The sequence below is a fragment of the Methanococcus vannielii SB genome (assembly GCF_000017165.1).
Classification (GTDB): domain Archaea; phylum AGJL01; class Methanococci; order Methanococcales; family Methanococcaceae; genus Methanococcus; species Methanococcus vannielii.
In genome coordinates, this window is sequence record NC_009634.1 from 1,047,948 (window position 1) to 1,067,149 (window position 19,202).

16 protein-coding genes and 4 pseudogenes are annotated in these 19,202 nt (G+C 29.7%); 8 read left to right on the plus strand and 12 right to left on the minus strand.

The window, feature by feature from the left end; genetic code table 11:
* The first annotated feature begins 18 nt into the window (after window positions 1-18).
* Window positions 19-1,125 carry a DeoR family transcriptional regulator gene (locus MEVAN_RS05270; protein ID WP_012065860.1) on the plus strand — a complete coding sequence of 369 codons (1,107 nt, stop codon included), beginning with the start codon at window positions 19-21 and terminating at the stop codon, window positions 1,123-1,125.
* A 756-nt stretch (window positions 1,126-1,881) separates the two neighbouring features.
* Here the strand turns inward: MEVAN_RS05270 and MEVAN_RS05275 are convergent.
* Window positions 1,882-2,406 carry a winged helix-turn-helix domain-containing protein gene (locus MEVAN_RS05275; protein WP_012065861.1) on the minus strand — a complete coding sequence of 175 codons (525 nt, stop codon included), beginning with the start codon at window positions 2,404-2,406 and terminating at the stop codon, window positions 1,882-1,884.
* 608 nt (window positions 2,407-3,014) lie between these two features.
* Between MEVAN_RS05275 and MEVAN_RS05280 the strand changes: the two genes are divergently transcribed.
* Genes MEVAN_RS05280 through MEVAN_RS05300 form a run of 5 tightly spaced genes read left to right on the plus strand, consistent with a single transcriptional unit; the run spans window position 3,015 to window position 7,492 of the window.
* On the plus strand, window positions 3,015-4,241 hold the full coding sequence (locus MEVAN_RS05280; RefSeq protein WP_012065862.1) for an AAA family ATPase: 1,227 nt from the start codon (window positions 3,015-3,017) through the stop codon (window positions 4,239-4,241).
* A 16-nt stretch (window positions 4,242-4,257) separates the two neighbouring features.
* Entirely contained in the window at window positions 4,258-5,196 is a 939-nt protein-coding gene (mptA, locus tag MEVAN_RS05285; protein ID WP_012065863.1) for a GTP cyclohydrolase MptA, read from the plus strand.
* A gap of 35 nt (window positions 5,197-5,231) precedes the next feature.
* Window positions 5,232-6,293: an ATP-grasp domain-containing protein gene (locus MEVAN_RS05290; protein ID WP_012065864.1), complete on the plus strand. Its 1,062-nt coding sequence runs from the start codon at window positions 5,232-5,234 to the stop codon at window positions 6,291-6,293.
* A gap of 46 nt (window positions 6,294-6,339) precedes the next feature.
* The gene (tfe, locus tag MEVAN_RS05295) at window positions 6,340-6,897 is read left to right on the plus strand and encodes a transcription factor E (RefSeq protein WP_012065865.1); all 558 of its coding nucleotides are present in this window, start codon (window positions 6,340-6,342) and stop codon (window positions 6,895-6,897) included.
* A 52-nt stretch (window positions 6,898-6,949) separates the two neighbouring features.
* Window positions 6,950-7,492 (plus strand): HDIG domain-containing metalloprotein, encoded by a 543-nt coding sequence (locus tag MEVAN_RS05300; RefSeq protein ID WP_048059243.1) that lies wholly within the window; start codon window positions 6,950-6,952, stop codon window positions 7,490-7,492.
* Between the two features lie 2 nt (window positions 7,493-7,494).
* On the opposite strand, the gene MEVAN_RS05305 is transcribed toward MEVAN_RS05300, so the two are convergent.
* Genes MEVAN_RS05305 through MEVAN_RS05325 form a run of 5 tightly spaced genes read right to left on the minus strand, consistent with a single transcriptional unit; the run spans window position 7,495 to window position 12,448 of the window.
* Window positions 7,495-8,391, minus strand: a complete 897-nt coding sequence (locus tag MEVAN_RS05305) for a type II secretion system F family protein (RefSeq protein ID WP_012065867.1) — start codon at window positions 8,389-8,391, stop codon at window positions 7,495-7,497.
* A gap of 4 nt (window positions 8,392-8,395) precedes the next feature.
* On the minus strand, window positions 8,396-9,451 hold the full coding sequence (locus tag MEVAN_RS05310; protein WP_012065868.1) for a type II secretion system F family protein: 1,056 nt from the start codon (window positions 9,449-9,451) through the stop codon (window positions 8,396-8,398).
* Between the two features lie 11 nt (window positions 9,452-9,462).
* On the minus strand, window positions 9,463-11,124 hold the full coding sequence (locus MEVAN_RS05315; protein ID WP_012065869.1) for a type II/IV secretion system ATPase subunit: 1,662 nt from the start codon (window positions 11,122-11,124) through the stop codon (window positions 9,463-9,465).
* Window positions 11,125-11,140: 16 nt separating this feature from the next.
* Window positions 11,141-12,160, minus strand: coding sequence for a transcription initiation factor IIB (locus MEVAN_RS05320; protein ID WP_012065870.1), 1,020 nt, complete (start codon window positions 12,158-12,160; stop codon window positions 11,141-11,143).
* 18 nt (window positions 12,161-12,178) lie between these two features.
* Entirely contained in the window at window positions 12,179-12,448 is a 270-nt protein-coding gene (locus MEVAN_RS05325) for an H/ACA ribonucleoprotein complex subunit GAR1/NAF1 (RefSeq protein WP_012065871.1), read from the minus strand.
* A 486-nt stretch (window positions 12,449-12,934) separates the two neighbouring features.
* Here MEVAN_RS05325 and MEVAN_RS08910 point away from each other — a divergent pair.
* Window positions 12,935-13,267: pseudogene (locus MEVAN_RS08910) on the plus strand (type 2 isopentenyl-diphosphate Delta-isomerase); the annotation flags it as partial.
* 1 nt (window position 13,268) lies between these two features.
* On the opposite strand, the pseudogene MEVAN_RS05330 reads toward MEVAN_RS08910, so the two are convergent.
* From MEVAN_RS05330 to MEVAN_RS05350, 5 genes and pseudogenes are all read right to left on the minus strand, one after another.
* A pseudogene (locus MEVAN_RS05330) lies at window positions 13,269-13,796 on the minus strand (type II secretion system F family protein); the annotation flags it as partial.
* Between the two features lie 4 nt (window positions 13,797-13,800).
* Window positions 13,801-14,856, minus strand: coding sequence for a type II secretion system F family protein (locus MEVAN_RS05335; RefSeq protein ID WP_012065868.1), 1,056 nt, complete (start codon window positions 14,854-14,856; stop codon window positions 13,801-13,803).
* Between the two features lie 11 nt (window positions 14,857-14,867).
* Entirely contained in the window at window positions 14,868-16,529 is a 1,662-nt protein-coding gene (locus tag MEVAN_RS05340) for a type II/IV secretion system ATPase subunit (RefSeq protein ID WP_012065869.1), read from the minus strand.
* A gap of 16 nt (window positions 16,530-16,545) precedes the next feature.
* Window positions 16,546-17,565, minus strand: coding sequence for a transcription initiation factor IIB (locus MEVAN_RS05345; RefSeq protein WP_012065870.1), 1,020 nt, complete (start codon window positions 17,563-17,565; stop codon window positions 16,546-16,548).
* 18 nt (window positions 17,566-17,583) lie between these two features.
* Window positions 17,584-17,853 (minus strand): H/ACA ribonucleoprotein complex subunit GAR1/NAF1, encoded by a 270-nt coding sequence (locus MEVAN_RS05350; RefSeq protein ID WP_012065871.1) that lies wholly within the window; start codon window positions 17,851-17,853, stop codon window positions 17,584-17,586.
* Between the two features lie 486 nt (window positions 17,854-18,339).
* Here MEVAN_RS05350 and MEVAN_RS08915 point away from each other — a divergent pair.
* Window positions 18,340-18,672 (plus strand): annotated as a pseudogene (locus tag MEVAN_RS08915) (type 2 isopentenyl-diphosphate Delta-isomerase); the annotation flags it as partial.
* Window position 18,673: 1 nt separating this feature from the next.
* On the opposite strand, the pseudogene MEVAN_RS05355 reads toward MEVAN_RS08915, so the two are convergent.
* A pseudogene (locus MEVAN_RS05355) lies at window positions 18,674-19,201 on the minus strand (type II secretion system F family protein); the annotation flags it as partial.
* Between the last annotated feature and the right edge of the window lies 1 nt (window position 19,202).

A 19,202-nucleotide genomic window follows, 5' to 3' on the forward strand; every position in this document is an offset into this window, starting at 1 on the left:
TGGGATATAAGGATTATCATGGAAATCATATATAATAAGCCAGGACTTTATGATACAAAAGATATATGGATTCAACCAGTTAGCAGGGGCTCTGTTTTAGAATCTAATGAAGTAGGAAGTTGTACCATTATTAAAGATAAGGGAATTTTAGAAAGTACTAAGTTAAAAGAAACTCCTGTATTAAGAATACTTGCAAGCCCCTCTTTAAAAAAAACTATTTTCAATATAGCTTATGTTTTAAAAGATAAAATGACCTTTTTTAAGAATTCAAAGCCCAAATATATGGAAAATATATTTAAATATCTAAACAAAGTCTATTTTGATAAAGGAGTTAATAATTACTATAAAAGCTATAAAGCATGGTATAGGGTAATTGGAGACCTTTTTGAAAATATTAATGTTTGGAATTTTAAAAAAGTAACTGGTAAATTAATAACCATTTTAAAAGCATTTAATCCAGTTATAGTATTTGATTTACACAACATTTCAAAATGGAACCATATAAAAACCTTTCAAAGGTTTATAAAATGGTTAAATAATGAAGGTTTAAGTATTGTTTTAAGATGCCCATTTGAATCAGTTAACTATTTGAAAAAAATTTTTGAAGATGCAAAAACGAATAATATTGCGGCAGTAATGCATTATGCCAAAAAAAGAGGGTATTTAATATCAGAAAGTGTATCTAAAGAAATATTAAAATTAAGTTCTGGAAATTTAAAAATTATAAATATTATACTCTCAAAATCAAAAAGGATACTAAAAAATTTAAGAGACCTTAAAATATCATGGAAACACGTTCTTATTGAAGTTATCCCTAAAAAATACAAGAAAATAATGGAAACAATTACGCACTTAAAAAAATTTAACATTAAGGAAATAGTTGAATTTTTAGATTATAGTCATTCGACAGTATATAATTATCTAAACGAACTTGTCAATTTGAATGTTATAAAAAAAAGAAGGGTTAAAAAAAATATACTGTTTAAAATTAATATAGATAAAGAAAGTTTACTAAATTCCTGTAATTATATTAAAGACCCTAAAAATATCTTTTTTGAGGTAAATAAATTATCAAAAATAGATTATAAAGTTGAAACGTTTAATGAGTTTCTAGTTTTCGGGTAATATGTTAGTTAAATATTTAGTTATTTTGAGTAATTTAGTAATCTTTTTGTTATTTACTAATTCATTATAGATATTACTATTTTCATATTTTTTAAAATTTGTTTCGGTGTTTCGAGCGTGATGTATATATGGATATAAATCTTAAATTTTTTTTTAAAATTTTTAGTAATTGTTTTTTTATTCCATTGTGTACTATCTGAGTAATACGTTTTATTTTTCATAATATAACTTCTTTTTAATATTGTAAGTTAAATTATTGTTAAATATTATAAATTATTATTTATTAAAGATTTTAATAAAAAATAAATGTAATTTTACGTTTTTCAAATTATTAAAATAATAAAATAAACTAATTTTTATTATTTTAAATTTTACTTTTTTTACTTTTTTTAATGTATACATTAATTATTAAAATAAATTTTATAGTATATTGGTGTTAAAGTAAAATACATTAGTTATACTTTTACTTTTTTACACTATATAAGTAAAAAAATAAATATAATATACTATTATCATAAAATAAAAGATATTTATGAATTATAAAAATTTTTAAACTTAAAAAAAGCTTAAAAGATATAAATTATGAATTAAAATGTTTTAAAAAAGATAAATACATATTAAAATGTTTTAAAAAGTATTTAAAAGTATATATAAGCGTTAAATAAATAAAAAGATCAATTTTAAAAAAAACTTTTAAAAATTATAATTATAAGATATATATATGTTACCAGAAAACCCGAAAAATGATTTTTTAAATTATACTTTTATAGTGTTTTTTCTAATGTATTTCACATGGCTACAATCTTGTTTTTGACAAGATACGCACCACCAAATTCCTTCTTTATTTTTAAATACTTCAAAAGAGTCCCCGTTATCACTATTTAATATATATGTAGATCCTCCAAATCCATTGTCTATCTTTTTAAAATTATAGCTTACCTTTTTATCTTCAAGCATTAATAATGTTTGAGCATCTTTTTTTTGAGGAATTATAATATCTTTCTTCTTATCTTGGTTTATTTTCTTTTTTTCAAGTGAAACAATACTATGTATTTTTAGATAATATTCTGTACTTATCGAATAATAAACTTTATGTCCAATTCTTTCTCTTTTTACAATATTTAACGCTACACATTCTTTTAAAAACTGTGAAGGCATTCCTTTTGATATTTTTAACTCACTAGATATTTCTTCAGGACACCCTGAACTTTTTTTTAGGAGGTAGTCCAATATAGATATTCTAACTTTATTTTTTACTAATTTTTTAAATAGCTTGTCCATAATAATTCCTTTTTAAAATATTTCATTTTATTTATTGGTTTTTTTATTTTTATCAGTTATGGTTAGGTATTATTTATATTAGTAGTTATATTCATGATTTTAAATTACTTATATCATTTTATTCAAAAATTATTTTTTAAAACAGGTACTAACTCGAATTTTTAAACATTAGTCTTATTTTAATTGATTATTTTTAAAAATTACCAATGATACTATATTAATTACATTATTAAAGTATGATACATATATTAATTATTTATATTTCTTTATATTCATAATATTTAAGACCTATTTCTTTATATTCATGATTTTTTCCAACTATTTTTACAAATAATTACATATTAAAGTATATTTTATTATCACTGTGATAGTTTATATATTTTATATTATTATATTAAATATAATTTTATCTAATTATAAACCATATACTCCATTATTTTATGATTATATTATTATATTCACAATATTTCTTTAAAAAAACAATATATTCATAAAATAGTATTTTGAAGATATTTATAGTTTCGGTTTTTCGAAAGATATAAAAAAGATGATTTTGAATATAATTTAGGACACTTTTCGGACACTTTTTATTTTGGAGGATATGGTTTATGTTGGATCCGATTGAATTTATACATAATGCGTCATCGATATCGAAAAAATCAATGAATAGATTAAAATTAAAAACAAACCCCTTTTCAGAAAAACCAATACGTGGAAATACTAAGTTTTTTGTTGGTAGAACTTCAGAACTTTCAGAAATTGCAGATATTTTAGGTGCTGCACAATATGGAAGTGTTGCAAATGCTGCAATAGTCGGTACAAAAGGAATTGGGAAAAGTTCAATTTTGAACATACTTTATTATGCTTCAAAAAGGCATAATCACTGGGTTGTTGAACTTGAAGCATCTCAAATTACTGCAAGACAGTTTTTAATCCAGCTTATGCATGGAATAATTAAAGATAATCTATTTTCAGTTGATGGAACCCTTTCCTCAAATTATATGAAGCATTCGCAAAAAATAATTGAAATATACCGGAGACTGAGTAATTACAGTGATAAAACACCAGTACACTATCCAAGGGAAAAAATTGAACGTGATTTAAGATATTTATTAAATGAAGTTAAGGAGGAAGGAAAATTGTGCGTTATATTGATTGATGAAGCAGACCAATTTGCAAAAAGAAGCTGTCTTGGTCTTTTACAGTTTTTCCACTCGTTTCTATATGAGGATGATATTTTAACGTTTTTAGCAGGCCCTCCAACAATGGTCGAAGATTTAACAAAAATATCTCCTGCAATACGTGATAGAATTCCAAAAATAATAAATATGCCTCCACTTTCAAAGGATGAAGCATATGATCTTATAAAACGAAGGCTTGAAGATTCTCAAGTAAGTGGTGCTAAAGGCTATGAGCCGTTTACTAAAGCAAGTGTTGAGCGAATTATAGAGGAATGCGATGGAATTCCAAGAAGAATTATAATGACATGTTCAGAAGCTGTTTCAATTGCAATTAAAACCGGCAATCTTGATATTGGGGAAGACACTGTAAGATCAGCAATGAAAAATTTAGGTATAAGTGTAGGGCACCAGATATTAAATCATTTAACTCCTGCTCAATCGAAAATAATAAAGGCAATGGCAGAACTTGGTGGTAGTTCAACAGTAACTGAACTTTCAGGGATACTCAATAACTCTACAGGAACGATTGGAACTCATCTTTCAGACATCTTTGAAATGGGGTATATTTATAAAGAAAGAGATGGATATAATGTATACTACACTTTATCAAAGGAATTAAAAGACGTTTTAATAAGTAAAAATACTAATTTTTAATACTTCAGGTGTTATAATGCAATGTAGTGACGTTCAAGCAACTGAACCCGATATTAAGGTTTCATTAACCCGGGTTGGCGTAACAAACCTAAAAAAACTTGTAAAGATTAAACGAAAGAGTAAAAGAGATATAGTTTTACTACCTACGTTTGAAGTTTATGTAGATCTTCCAAGTTCTCAAAAAGGAATTCACATGTCAAGAAGTCCTGAAGTAATAGAAGAAGTTGTTGAAAATATAATAGTTGAAAAAGAGATTTATGGTGTTGAAGAACTTTCCGTTGAAATTGTCATGAAATTATTTGAAAAACACGAGTATGCAACAAGAGCAGAAGTAATGCTTTATAGTGACTACATGATGGAAGAAAAATCCCCTGTAACTAAAAAAGACTCTCAAGAAGTTGGAAAAATAATGGCAAGAGCTTACGGGGTAAAAGATGACTCTGGAATGATAAGTGTTAAAAAAATGGTTGGTGCAGAAGTTGTTGGAATTACAGCATGCCCTTGTGCACAAAATCTTTTAAAAGAAAATGCAATTAATAAATTAATTGAAAAAGGATTTTCAAATGAAGATATTGAAAAAATACTTGATTCCGTTACAATTGCAACCCATAACCAAAGGGGCATTGGAACCATCATGATAGAAGTTCCAAATGGATATACTGTTGGAATTTCAAAAATAATAAAAATTATAAAAGAATCAATGAGTGGCGAAGTTTACGAGCTTTTAAAAAGAAGTGATGAAGCATACGTTGTAGAACTTGCACACAAAAATCCGAAATTTGTTGAAGATTGTGCAAGGGAAATGATTAAAAGAGTTGTAGAAGTTTTTGATTATCTTCCAGAAGACACACAAGTTATTGTAAGGCAGGTAAATAAAGAGAGTATCCACAGACACGACGCTTTTGCAGAAAGAAAGTCTAAAATGGGCGAATTAAGGGACGAACTTGAAATTTAATATTTTATTTAAATTATATTTTTTATAGTGGTTTTATGAAAGCTCTTGTAATTGGGGTAAACACGCGTCCTGTTGTAAATTCCTTAAAAAAATTGAATTTTGAAGTTTATTCCGTCTCCCATTATAATCCTGTAGATTTAGATGCAGATTATAAGAAATACCTTGTAAATGATAATATTCACGGGCGTTTTACTGAAAAATATTCTGAAAAAGAGATAATAAAACTATCTAAAGAATACGTGGACATTGTAGATTACATATTCATCTGTTCAGGGGTTTTTGAGAATAGCGCTTCTAAAACGCCAAAATGGGATGTATTGGGTAATTCACCAAAAAGGATTAAAAGTATAAGTAATAAATATAGAACCATAAAAAAATTAGAGAATTTGGGTTTTAACGTACCTATAACGTATCTAGTAAACAATAAATACACGTTTGAAAAATGCTTATCGGAGTTAAAATCTGTAGTTATGAAACCTGTTTCAGGTAGCGGCGGAATTGGAGTAACTACTCTACATTTAGAATCAGAGTATAATTTAAATATTAACTATCCAGTGGTAATTCAGGAGTATATCCCTTCAGAAGCGTATAGTGCGTCATTTATCAGTTCAAATTTTTTATGTTTTAATAAGCAATTGATAAGTAATAATGTATATGTTGGAAGTATATCCCCCCATATTCCAAAAGTGAAAAACGGTACAATTGAGGATTTTTCATCTTTAATTGAGTCTTTAGGGTTAGTTGGTATGAACGGAATAGATTTCATGGTTCGTGAAGATATACCCTATATAATTGAAGTGAACCCGAGGATTCTTGGAACATTTGAAACGATAGAATTGTCTTCAAAGGAAAGTCTTTCAAAAGCAATCCTTGAAAACAAAGCTGTAGTTCCAAAAGAACCATATTTTAAAAAAGTGGTTTTTTCAAACTGTTCTAATAACTATTTTATCGAAAAAAATGAATTTATTCATGACGTACCAAAAAAAGGATCTTTTATCGAAAAAGGGGAACCATTGGCTACGATTATTGGAAAAAATATGGAAAAATTGAGAGAGCTTGAGTGCCGAATAACTACAAAACATTCCCTACATTTATAATCAAAAATTATTGTAGGAAAGTGGTGTTTTAAGAGGTGTATGAAACATGAATTTATCAAAAGATGAGATTTTTACAATGCTTGATAACCCCCTAATACAGCAGGTATTGTTTGAAGTCATGGAAGAGGACGTAGTTGGCTTTGATGTATTAAATGTACTTATTGATTCAAATGAAGTAACTGATGACGAAATTTCAAGACAGCTTGAAGTTAAGTTAAATAATATTCGTAGAATACTCTATAAATTATATGAGGCAAGGTTAGTGGACTACAATCGGGAAAAGGATGAAGAAACAAACTGGTATACTTATACTTGGAAGCCATCTCTTGAAAAATTACCCGCATTAGTTGTTAAGAAAATGAAAAACATTTTGGATGAATTAAAAAAACAGCTTTCAACCGAAGAAAACGGCATGTTTTTTTACTGTATGGGGTGTGAACTTAAATTTACATTTGAGGATGCAATGGATATGGGATTTAGATGCCCACAATGTGGCGGGGTACTTCACGAATACGATAATAAAAAAGATATGGCAACAATAAAAGAACAAATTGCATATATAGAAGATGAATTTAACCAAAATCCCCTATTTTTTAAATATTAAGGGTCTGAATGTGACGGCAGTTTTTAACGATATTTTGAAAAATTCAGACTTCATGGAAAAATTTCAAAATTTCAAAAATTTAATAAAAGTACCTAAATTTAATGAATATCTACTTTTTTTAACTGAAAACTGTGAAAATAACGTAGTTTTACATAGTATTGCAGTTTCTGATTACGTTTATGACTTTGGAATTAAAATACGAAAAAATGGCAACGATTTTGACATTGAAACAGCAGTATTGGGCGCACTTTTACACGATATTGGGAGAAGTAAATCTAATTATATAGACCATGGGATAGTTGGTGCAGAAATACTAAGAAAAAATAACTTTAATGAAAAATTTGCGAAAATTGCTGAACGACATATTGGTGCAGGAATCTCTAAAGAAGAGGCAGTTGATCTAAATTTGCCGAAAATAGATTACATTCCTGAAACGATTGAGGAAAAAGTTATTGCAAATGCGGATAATTTAATATTTAATGATAAAAGGGTTTCAATTGAATTAGTAATTGATAAATTTAGAAAAAGAACTAATGTTAATGTAGTAAATAAAGTATTATTATTATATCATGAAGTAGATAATTTACTTAAGTAATTTTAGGCGAACAGTAGTCCAGTAAGTCTTAAAACTCCATAAAATGCAGTAATTGCAAAAGACATACATAGAGCGCAAGTTATAATCATTTTATTGATTTTTAATCCAAATAATGGAACAGAAAATAACAGTCCAAAAAGTCCAGAACCCATTTGAACGGTTTCAATGGCTTTTGAAATTTGGTTCGGTTCTACTGATGGCATTGTTGGTGCTAATTGGGATATAACTGTTAAATATCCTCCAATTAATCCTGCAGTTGCAGGAATTACGCCACATAATATTACAAGGCCGACTGCAAGTCCGTTTCCAGTAACGCTGATAAGCTGTGATTTTAAATTTTGGAGATCCTCTAATGTTTTAGCGAGCTTTTTTAACGTATTTGCAAGTTCTCCGCCGTATTTTCTATTTTCAATTATCAACCTGCTAATTTGTCTAAAAAGTTTTGAATCAAGTGAATTTGATACAAGCATCATCGAATCTTCAAAACTAAGCTTTTTTTCAGTCATTAACAGCACTATTTTTGAAAATACAGAATCTACTTCAGGAATTCCACTTCGTATAACTTCATTAATTGCTTCAACAATTGACCTACCTGAATCCAATGATAGAACCATTACATAAAGTGCTTTTGGAAGGTTGCTATCAAACTTTTCCATTTTTGACTCATACATTATACTTGGAATTGCAAGTACACTCCCTAAATAAACAAGAGTTAATATGATGGTAGTTTGTAGTGTAAAACCAATTATTATCCTAAGTAATATTGGTAAAACCAGTACTACAAAAATTAATCCAATAAATATTCTTTCATCTACATTTTTACCGGTTTTTTTAAGTATCCGTAGGTTTCTTTTAATTAAATAATTATAAATTCTGGATATTGATGCAGACATATCCATTTTTTCACTCTATTTTCATTTTAATAAATATTGTAAAAATTATGGTAGATAAAAGCCCTATTTTAGTCATTACTAAGTCAATAGCATTAATAATTCCATCAAAACCCTGCTGAGCCCCTAATGCAGACTGTATCATACCTGAAAATGGTATAATAAGGCCTATACCAAATATTAAATTACCTAAATTTGAAATTTGAAACTTTGAAGAATCAATTTTGGATAGTGATTCCCTTACTATTTCATTATACAGGTTTTCAAGTAATAACTGGGTTCCACCTTTATTTGCAGCAAGAATTAATTGATCATAAAGTTTTTTTAGAAGAGGTATTTTTGACCTTACTTTTGCCCGTTCTAGTGCTTCTACAAAGTTATATCCTCCTTGATTAATATCTTTTATAATGCTCCTAAATTCGTAAGAGGTTAAACCGTATTCTGGATTATTTGCAATATTTTTAATAGCTTCTTGGACTGACGCTCCGGAATTCAGCATTGATATAAGGTGTAATATACTCATTAACACTTGAATCTTTATTTCTCCCCTAAATAGTGTAAGTTTTAATTTTGGATAAAATATTCCTCCAAATAGGATAATTAATGCAAAAATAATTCCATTAGTAATTCCAGATATGGGATCAGAAGTAATTACTCCATATAAAAAAAGTAAAATAACCGCAAATATTGAAAAAACAATTATTTTTAAAAAATAAACACGTTCATCAATAATTCCAGCATACTGGTAATCTCTTTTTGATGGCAAAAATGATGTATTTGTAACCCAATACGAAAAAGAATCCGAATAACCTTGTAATGCGCCAAAACGCTTTTCAAATAAAATATCGTCTATATCAATAGTTACTTCTGGAGTTTCATTAATGTATGGTTCATAAAATTCTAAAATTTCGTCTTCCGTAAATGTTTCTTTTTTTCTATCAAATATTTTTTTTAAGTATTCTGACCTTCCAACCCTTGAAACATTTTTCCGTTTCGTAATTTTAGTACTTTTTAATAAATTCGACAGTTTATCTAAAAAACTCGGTTCTTTTTTACGTCTTACATTCATTAAAATCACAACTACTCCAGTATATGCTTTAAAACATTTTCTGGGTTTTCTTGATACTGTTTAATTACATCCCCTACCTTTTTAATTCCGTTAATATTGTTATTTACCATATACTTTAATACTTTTTTTCTATTTATTCGATCATCCATTAATTCATCCCTTGTAATTCCTGCAATTGCACAGACTTCTTCTTCCCACATACAAATTCCCGTTTTTACAACACTGTCACTTACACCGTCGTACTTAAATAACTCGGTTTTGGTAATATTTTCACCACTTCCGCCAATTTCAACAACCCCTAAAATTCTTCTTATGGTTTTCTTATTTCTCTTAATTCGTTGCTGGTTTATAATAAAATCAACTGAAGAAAGCATAACCTTTGGAACACTCATCGGGTGGTTAATAAGTCTTATTATTGCTTCATCTGCACTGTTTGCGTGTAAAGTCCCTGAACAACCATCATGTCCAGTATTCATTGCAACCAACAGAGAGTGGGCTTCACTACCCCTTACTTCCCCTACAAAAATCCGGTCTGGCCTCATTCTAAGTGAGTTTTTAATTAAATCATCCATTGTAATTTCATAACCTTGAATTCCAGGTCTTCCGGGCCTTGTAATCATTTTTATAACGTGATTTAACGGTACTTGCAACTCTGGCGTATCTTCAACAGTGATAATTCTATCGTTATACATTGAAAACATTGAAACAACGTTTAATGTTGTAGTCTTACCTGAACCTGTACCACCAACAATTAAGGTATTTGCTGGTTTTGAACCAAAATATCCTTCAACAGCCTGCCAAAGGAAAGATGCAAGTTCTAAATCAAAAGTTCCATATCTTATTAAATCAACAATTGTTAAGGGGTCTGCACTAAATTTACGAATTGTAATTGTACTCCCCCTAAGAGTTACATCTTGCATTGTTGCATTTACTCTACTTCCATCAGGTAAAAAAGCGTCAAGTAATGGCGTTCTAGAATCAATAGTTCTTCCTGCAAGGTATGCAATACTTTCAACAACTCTTGTTGCTTCGTGGCGATCTGAACGTATGTTTGTTTCACACATTTGGTATTTTCTATGGAATACATATGCTGGAGAATCAATTCCATTTACCATTAATTCTTCTAGACTATCATCATTTAGTGGAATTTCTAAAAGTCCAAGTTTTCCAATAATTAAGTAAAAATAGTGCGATAAATGAAGTATTTCAATATCCCTTAAATGTAAGTTATTTTTTTCTGAAAAACTTTTTAAATATCCTTGAATTTGCCCTAATTTCTGTAGTGATGATTCTGATAATTCTGCTTTAATAGTCTTTATATCCAGTTCAGAGAATTTTGAAAGGGCGGTGTTCATTAATGTAATTTCGGGTATTTTATACTTTGTAACTCCTTCTTCTTTTTCGATAATAATATCAAAATCGATTTCATCAACTCTTACAAAATACTTATCTAAAATAGTGGACCTTGAATCACTAGTAAAATTTTCTATTTCTTGTTTTTTTATATCGCGGGATATCGAAAAACCAACTTTTTTGGGAGGTTCCTGTTTTGTGTCTTCTAAACTATTTTCTTTATTTTCGTAAATATTTGGGGTGTTTATATTACTTTCAGCTAAATCTTTTTTAGCAATAGCTGGTTTATCGGATTTTTGAATCCTATCAAACAGTCCCATAACAGTTCACCCTTTTTTAAAGTGTAACGTCGATATCTAAGTGTTCAGTAAGTTCCTTGTATCTATTTCTAATTGTAACTTCAGTAACTCCTGCAACATCTGCAACTTCTCTTTGTGTACGCCTAGTTCCTTGTAAAACGCTTGCAATATATATTGCAGCTGCGGCAACACCTGTTGGACCCCGTCCACTAGTTAATCCTCGTTCCCCTGCTTTCTGAAGAATTGAAATTGCTTTTGATTCAACCTCTCCAGGTAATTTTAATTCGGATGCAAACCTTGGAACATAATCTATAGGATTTGTCGGGGCGAGTCTTATGTTTAATTCTCTTGAAATAAACCTATATGTTCTCCCAATTTCTTTTCTATCGACTCTTGAAACTTCCGCAATTTCATCAAGAGTTCTTGGAACTTTACATCTTCTACATGCCGCATAAAGTGCAGCTGCGGCAACACCTTCAATACTCCTTCCACGAATTAATCCCTTTTCTACAGCACCCCTATAAAGAACTGCAGCATTTTCCCTAACGTTTCTTGGAAGCCCTAATTTTGATGCGATTCTATCGAGTTCTGAAAGTGCAAACGCCAAGTTCCTTTCTGATGCATCAGAAACCCTAATTCTCCTTTGCCACTTTCTTAAACGGTATAACTGGGCCCTTTTATCCGCAGAAATGTCTTTACCGTAACTATCTTTATTTCTCCAATCAATAACTGTTGAAAGGCCTTTATCATGAATAGTATATGTCATTGGAGCTCCAACCCTACTTCTTTTGACACGTTGCTCATGGTCGAATGCTCTCCATTCTGGGCCGACATCGAATAAATTCTGCTGTAAAACGCACCCGCACATTTCACAAACGATTTCAGCCCTTTCATAATCCTTAATTATATTTTTACTTCCGCAAACAGGACAGATTAGTTCTTCCTCTTTTTCAAGAATTACGTTTTTATTAGAATAGTCCTCAGGCTTTGCTACAGCTAGCTTTATTTTTCTTTCGGACTTTTTTGTATCTTCTTTTGTAATGGGTTCAACTTTCATGATAACACCGCGTTAAAGTTATTTCCTTCCTTTTTTACGGGTCTTCTGCTGCTCTTCTAAAACGAAAACGTGACTGACTTTAACTGATTCCATAGCGTCTTCTTCATTAAATGGGATTATTTTTACATAAGGTTCATCAACAGGCCCAAATATATCATATATCTTTCCAATTTTCTTAATTTTATCTTTAATTTTTAAACCGACAGATGCATTTAACCGCAACTGTTTTTTAGTACGCCCAATTAATTTTCCTTTCGGAGTTTTGTGTAATATTTGTATTTTTTCCAAAGGATTTCCCCCGACAGATTACTCTATTTAAAATTATAAATATAAACAATGATATCGATTCATATATACTCTCCACACGATTATATATATAAGTTTCGAAAAGTATATATATAATTTAATAAAATTTATTTTGGTTTAAAGCTTCTTTTAAAGAGTAACTCGACGTATTTTGGAATAATGAAACTAGTTTTTAATAAAAACTAGTTATTCATGTATAAATTAAGAATAAAACTAAAAATAGCTTTAAAATATTAATTATCAAATAATACATTAGTTAAAAACAATTTTTTTATGCTGTTTTTTATTGAAAATAGCTTTAAAATATACTAATGGTATATTTTCATATATATCTTAATTTTTATTTTTAAATCTTTTTATTATTATTTTTTACCGTGGAAACCTTTTTATTATTTCCTGTCTATGGTTTTATATCGTGAATTTTCGGAACTTTGAGATTTTTAGATAATAATATATAGGTGGTTATTCGTGAATAATAATAGCATTGAATATAGAAAGTTGGAACACTTAATTGTATGTGATCACTGTGATGTGGAGTACAAGAAAGGAACCCTTCTTGAGGACGTTGAATTGATTCACAGCGGTGTATCAAACTGCGATTTGAACAATATTGATACATCAATTGAAATATTTGGAAAAAAGTTAGATGCTCCAATAATTATTGCTGCAATAACGGGTGGACACCCTAAGGCAAAAGATGTTAATAAAAATATTGCAGTAGCTATTGAAGAACTTAATTTAGGTATGGGAGTAGGTTCTCAAAGGGCAGGAATTTTAAAACCTGACCTAATCGATACATATTTAACGTATTTGCAAGTTCTCCGCCGTATTTTCTATTTTCAATTATCAACCTGCTAATTTGTCTAAAAAGTTTTGAATCAAGTGAATTTGATACAAGCATCATCGAATCTTCAAAACTAAGCTTTTTTTCAGTCATTAACAGCACTATTTTTGAAAATACAGAATCTACTTCAGGAATTCCACTTCGTATAACTTCATTAATTGCTTCAACAATTGACCTACCTGAATCCAATGATAGAACCATTACATAAAGTGCTTTTGGAAGGTTGCTATCAAACTTTTCCATTTTTGACTCATACATTATACTTGGAATTGCAAGTACACTCCCTAAATAAACAAGAGTTAATATGATGGTAGTTTGTAGTGTAAAACCAATTATTATCCTAAGTAATATTGGTAAAACCAGTACTACAAAAATTAATCCAATAAATATTCTTTCATCTACATTTTTACCGGTTTTTTTAAGTATCCGTAGGTTTCTTTTAATTAAATAATTATAAATTCTGGATATTGATGCAGACATATCCATTTTTTCACTCTATTTTCATTTTAATAAATATTGTAAAAATTATGGTAGATAAAAGCCCTATTTTAGTCATTACTAAGTCAATAGCATTAATAATTCCATCAAAACCCTGCTGAGCCCCTAATGCAGACTGTATCATACCTGAAAATGGTATAATAAGGCCTATACCAAATATTAAATTACCTAAATTTGAAATTTGAAACTTTGAAGAATCAATTTTGGATAGTGATTCCCTTACTATTTCATTATACAGGTTTTCAAGTAATAACTGGGTTCCACCTTTATTTGCAGCAAGAATTAATTGATCATAAAGTTTTTTTAGAAGAGGTATTTTTGACCTTACTTTTGCCCGTTCTAGTGCTTCTACAAAGTTATATCCTCCTTGATTAATATCTTTTATAATGCTCCTAAATTCGTAAGAGGTTAAACCGTATTCTGGATTATTTGCAATATTTTTAATAGCTTCTTGGACTGACGCTCCGGAATTCAGCATTGATATAAGGTGTAATATACTCATTAACACTTGAATCTTTATTTCTCCCCTAAATAGTGTAAGTTTTAATTTTGGATAAAATATTCCTCCAAATAGGATAATTAATGCAAAAATAATTCCATTAGTAATTCCAGATATGGGATCAGAAGTAATTACTCCATATAAAAAAAGTAAAATAACCGCAAATATTGAAAAAACAATTATTTTTAAAAAATAAACACGTTCATCAATAATTCCAGCATACTGGTAATCTCTTTTTGATGGCAAAAATGATGTATTTGTAACCCAATACGAAAAAGAATCCGAATAACCTTGTAATGCGCCAAAACGCTTTTCAAATAAAATATCGTCTATATCAATAGTTACTTCTGGAGTTTCATTAATGTATGGTTCATAAAATTCTAAAATTTCGTCTTCCGTAAATGTTTCTTTTTTTCTATCAAATATTTTTTTTAAGTATTCTGACCTTCCAACCCTTGAAACATTTTTCCGTTTCGTAATTTTAGTACTTTTTAATAAATTCGACAGTTTATCTAAAAAACTCGGTTCTTTTTTACGTCTTACATTCATTAAAATCACAACTACTCCAGTATATGCTTTAAAACATTTTCTGGGTTTTCTTGATACTGTTTAATTACATCCCCTACCTTTTTAATTCCGTTAATATTGTTATTTACCATATACTTTAATACTTTTTTTCTATTTATTCGATCATCCATTAATTCATCCCTTGTAATTCCTGCAATTGCACAGACTTCTTCTTCCCACATACAAATTCCCGTTTTTACAACACTGTCACTTACACCGTCGTACTTAAATAACTCGGTTTTGGTAATATTTTCACCACTTCCGCCAATTTCAACAACCCCTAAAATTCTTCTTATGGTTTTCTTATTTCTCTTAATTCGTTGCTGGTTTATAATAAAATCAACTGAAGAAAGCATAACCTTTGGAACACTCATCGGGTGGTTAATAAGTCTTATTATTGCTTCATCTGCACTGTTTGCGTGTAAAGTCCCTGAACAACCATCATGTCCAGTATTCATTGCAACCAACAGAGAGTGGGCTTCACTACCCCTTACTTCCCCTACAAAAATCCGGTCTGGCCTCATTCTAAGTGAGTTTTTAATTAAATCATCCATTGTAATTTCATAACCTTGAATTCCAGGTCTTCCGGGCCTTGTAATCATTTTTATAACGTGATTTAACGGTACTTGCAACTCTGGCGTATCTTCAACAGTGATAATTCTATCGTTATACATTGAAAACATTGAAACAACGTTTAATGTTGTAGTCTTACCTGAACCTGTACCACCAACAATTAAGGTATTTGCTGGTTTTGAACCAAAATATCCTTCAACAGCCTGCCAAAGGAAAGATGCAAGTTCTAAATCAAAAGTTCCATATCTTATTAAATCAACAATTGTTAAGGGGTCTGCACTAAATTTACGAATTGTAATTGTACTCCCCCTAAGAGTTACATCTTGCATTGTTGCATTTACTCTACTTCCATCAGGTAAAAAAGCGTCAAGTAATGGCGTTCTAGAATCAATAGTTCTTCCTGCAAGGTATGCAATACTTTCAACAACTCTTGTTGCTTCGTGGCGATCTGAACGTATGTTTGTTTCACACATTTGGTATTTTCTATGGAATACATATGCTGGAGAATCAATTCCATTTACCATTAATTCTTCTAGACTATCATCATTTAGTGGAATTTCTAAAAGTCCAAGTTTTCCAATAATTAAGTAAAAATAGTGCGATAAATGAAGTATTTCAATATCCCTTAAATGTAAGTTATTTTTTTCTGAAAAACTTTTTAAATATCCTTGAATTTGCCCTAATTTCTGTAGTGATGATTCTGATAATTCTGCTTTAATAGTCTTTATATCCAGTTCAGAGAATTTTGAAAGGGCGGTGTTCATTAATGTAATTTCGGGTATTTTATACTTTGTAACTCCTTCTTCTTTTTCGATAATAATATCAAAATCGATTTCATCAACTCTTACAAAATACTTATCTAAAATAGTGGACCTTGAATCACTAGTAAAATTTTCTATTTCTTGTTTTTTTATATCGCGGGATATCGAAAAACCAACTTTTTTGGGAGGTTCCTGTTTTGTGTCTTCTAAACTATTTTCTTTATTTTCGTAAATATTTGGGGTGTTTATATTACTTTCAGCTAAATCTTTTTTAGCAATAGCTGGTTTATCGGATTTTTGAATCCTATCAAACAGTCCCATAACAGTTCACCCTTTTTTAAAGTGTAACGTCGATATCTAAGTGTTCAGTAAGTTCCTTGTATCTATTTCTAATTGTAACTTCAGTAACTCCTGCAACATCTGCAACTTCTCTTTGTGTACGCCTAGTTCCTTGTAAAACGCTTGCAATATATATTGCAGCTGCGGCAACACCTGTTGGACCCCGTCCACTAGTTAATCCTCGTTCCCCTGCTTTCTGAAGAATTGAAATTGCTTTTGATTCAACCTCTCCAGGTAATTTTAATTCGGATGCAAACCTTGGAACATAATCTATAGGATTTGTCGGGGCGAGTCTTATGTTTAATTCTCTTGAAATAAACCTATATGTTCTCCCAATTTCTTTTCTATCGACTCTTGAAACTTCCGCAATTTCATCAAGAGTTCTTGGAACTTTACATCTTCTACATGCCGCATAAAGTGCAGCTGCGGCAACACCTTCAATACTCCTTCCACGAATTAATCCCTTTTCTACAGCACCCCTATAAAGAACTGCAGCATTTTCCCTAACGTTTCTTGGAAGCCCTAATTTTGATGCGATTCTATCGAGTTCTGAAAGTGCAAACGCCAAGTTCCTTTCTGATGCATCAGAAACCCTAATTCTCCTTTGCCACTTTCTTAAACGGTATAACTGGGCCCTTTTATCCGCAGAAATGTCTTTACCGTAACTATCTTTATTTCTCCAATCAATAACTGTTGAAAGGCCTTTATCATGAATAGTATATGTCATTGGAGCTCCAACCCTACTTCTTTTGACACGTTGCTCATGGTCGAATGCTCTCCATTCTGGGCCGACATCGAATAAATTCTGCTGTAAAACGCACCCGCACATTTCACAAACGATTTCAGCCCTTTCATAATCCTTAATTATATTTTTACTTCCGCAAACAGGACAGATTAGTTCTTCCTCTTTTTCAAGAATTACGTTTTTATTAGAATAGTCCTCAGGCTTTGCTACAGCTAGCTTTATTTTTCTTTCGGACTTTTTTGTATCTTCTTTTGTAATGGGTTCAACTTTCATGATAACACCGCGTTAAAGTTATTTCCTTCCTTTTTTACGGGTCTTCTGCTGCTCTTCTAAAACGAAAACGTGACTGACTTTAACTGATTCCATAGCGTCTTCTTCATTAAATGGGATTATTTTTACATAAGGTTCATCAACAGGCCCAAATATATCATATATCTTTCCAATTTTCTTAATTTTATCTTTAATTTTTAAACCGACAGATGCATTTAACCGCAACTGTTTTTTAGTACGCCCAATTAATTTTCCTTTCGGAGTTTTGTGTAATATTTGTATTTTTTCCAAAGGATTTCCCCCGACAGATTACTCTATTTAAAATTATAAATATAAACAATGATATCGATTCATATATACTCTCCACACGATTATATATATAAGTTTCGAAAAGTATATATATAATTTAATAAAATTTATTTTGGTTTAAAGCTTCTTTTAAAGAGTAACTCGACGTATTTTGGAATAATGAAACTAGTTTTTAATAAAAACTAGTTATTCATGTATAAATTAAGAATAAAACTAAAAATAGCTTTAAAATATTAATTATCAAATAATACATTAGTTAAAAACAATTTTTTTATGCTGTTTTTTATTGAAAATAGCTTTAAAATATACTAATGGTATATTTTCATATATATCTTAATTTTTATTTTTAAATCTTTTTATTATTATTTTTTACCGTGGAAACCTTTTTATTATTTCCTGTCTATGGTTTTATATCGTGAATTTTCGGAACTTTGAGATTTTTAGATAATAATATATAGGTGGTTATTCGTGAATAATAATAGCATTGAATATAGAAAGTTGGAACACTTAATTGTATGTGATCACTGTGATGTGGAGTACAAGAAAGGAACCCTTCTTGAGGACGTTGAATTGATTCACAGCGGTGTATCAAACTGCGATTTGAACAATATTGATACATCAATTGAAATATTTGGAAAAAAGTTAGATGCTCCAATAATTATTGCTGCAATAACGGGTGGACACCCTAAGGCAAAAGATGTTAATAAAAATATTGCAGTAGCTATTGAAGAACTTAATTTAGGTATGGGAGTAGGTTCTCAAAGGGCAGGAATTTTAAAACCTGACCTAATCGATACATATTTAACGTATTTGCAAGTTCTCCGCCGTATTTTCTATTTTCAATTATCAACCTGCTAATTTGTCTAAAAAGTTTTGAATCAAGTGAATTTGATACAAGCATCATCGAATCTTCAAAACTAAGCTTTTTTTCAGTCATTAACAGCACTATTTTTGAAAATACAGAATCTACTTCAGGAATTCCACTTCGTATAACTTCATTAATTGCTTCAACAATTGACCTACCTGAATCCAATGATAGAACCATTACATAAAGTGCTTTTGGAAGGTTGCTATCAAACTTTTCCATTTTTGACTCATACATTATACTTGGAATTGCAAGTACACTCCCTAAATAAACAAGAGTTAATATGATGGTAGTTTGTAGTGTAAAACCAATTATTATCCTAAGTAATATTGGTAAAACCAGTACTACAAAAATTAATCCAATAAATATTCTTTCATCTACATTTTTACCGGTTTTTTTAAGTATCCGTAGGTTTCTTTTAATTAAATAATTATAAATTCTGGATATTGATGCAGACATATCCATT

Excerpts from the sequence above, each read along its gene's own strand:
- MEVAN_RS05270 (WP_012065860.1), top strand. The coding sequence starts at position 19 with ATGGAAATCATATATAATAAGCCAGGACTTTATGATACAAAAGATATA.
- MEVAN_RS05275 (WP_012065861.1), bottom strand. The coding sequence starts at position 2,406 with ATGGACAAGCTATTTAAAAAATTAGTAAAAAATAAAGTTAGAATATCT.
- MEVAN_RS05280 (WP_012065862.1), top strand. The coding sequence starts at position 3,015 with ATGTTGGATCCGATTGAATTTATACATAATGCGTCATCGATATCGAAA.
- mptA (WP_012065863.1), top strand. The coding sequence starts at position 4,258 with ATGCAATGTAGTGACGTTCAAGCAACTGAACCCGATATTAAGGTTTCA.
- MEVAN_RS05290 (WP_012065864.1), top strand. The coding sequence starts at position 5,232 with ATGAAAGCTCTTGTAATTGGGGTAAACACGCGTCCTGTTGTAAATTCC.
- tfe (WP_012065865.1), top strand. The coding sequence starts at position 6,340 with ATGAATTTATCAAAAGATGAGATTTTTACAATGCTTGATAACCCCCTA.
- MEVAN_RS05300 (WP_048059243.1), top strand. The coding sequence starts at position 6,950 with ATGGAAAAATTTCAAAATTTCAAAAATTTAATAAAAGTACCTAAATTT.
- MEVAN_RS05305 (WP_012065867.1), bottom strand. The coding sequence starts at position 8,391 with ATGGATATGTCTGCATCAATATCCAGAATTTATAATTATTTAATTAAA.
- MEVAN_RS05310 (WP_012065868.1), bottom strand. The coding sequence starts at position 9,451 with ATGAATGTAAGACGTAAAAAAGAACCGAGTTTTTTAGATAAACTGTCG.
- MEVAN_RS05315 (WP_012065869.1), bottom strand. The coding sequence starts at position 11,124 with ATGGGACTGTTTGATAGGATTCAAAAATCCGATAAACCAGCTATTGCT.
- MEVAN_RS05320 (WP_012065870.1), bottom strand. The coding sequence starts at position 12,160 with ATGAAAGTTGAACCCATTACAAAAGAAGATACAAAAAAGTCCGAAAGA.
- MEVAN_RS05335 (WP_012065868.1), bottom strand. The coding sequence starts at position 14,856 with ATGAATGTAAGACGTAAAAAAGAACCGAGTTTTTTAGATAAACTGTCG.
- MEVAN_RS05340 (WP_012065869.1), bottom strand. The coding sequence starts at position 16,529 with ATGGGACTGTTTGATAGGATTCAAAAATCCGATAAACCAGCTATTGCT.
- MEVAN_RS05345 (WP_012065870.1), bottom strand. The coding sequence starts at position 17,565 with ATGAAAGTTGAACCCATTACAAAAGAAGATACAAAAAAGTCCGAAAGA.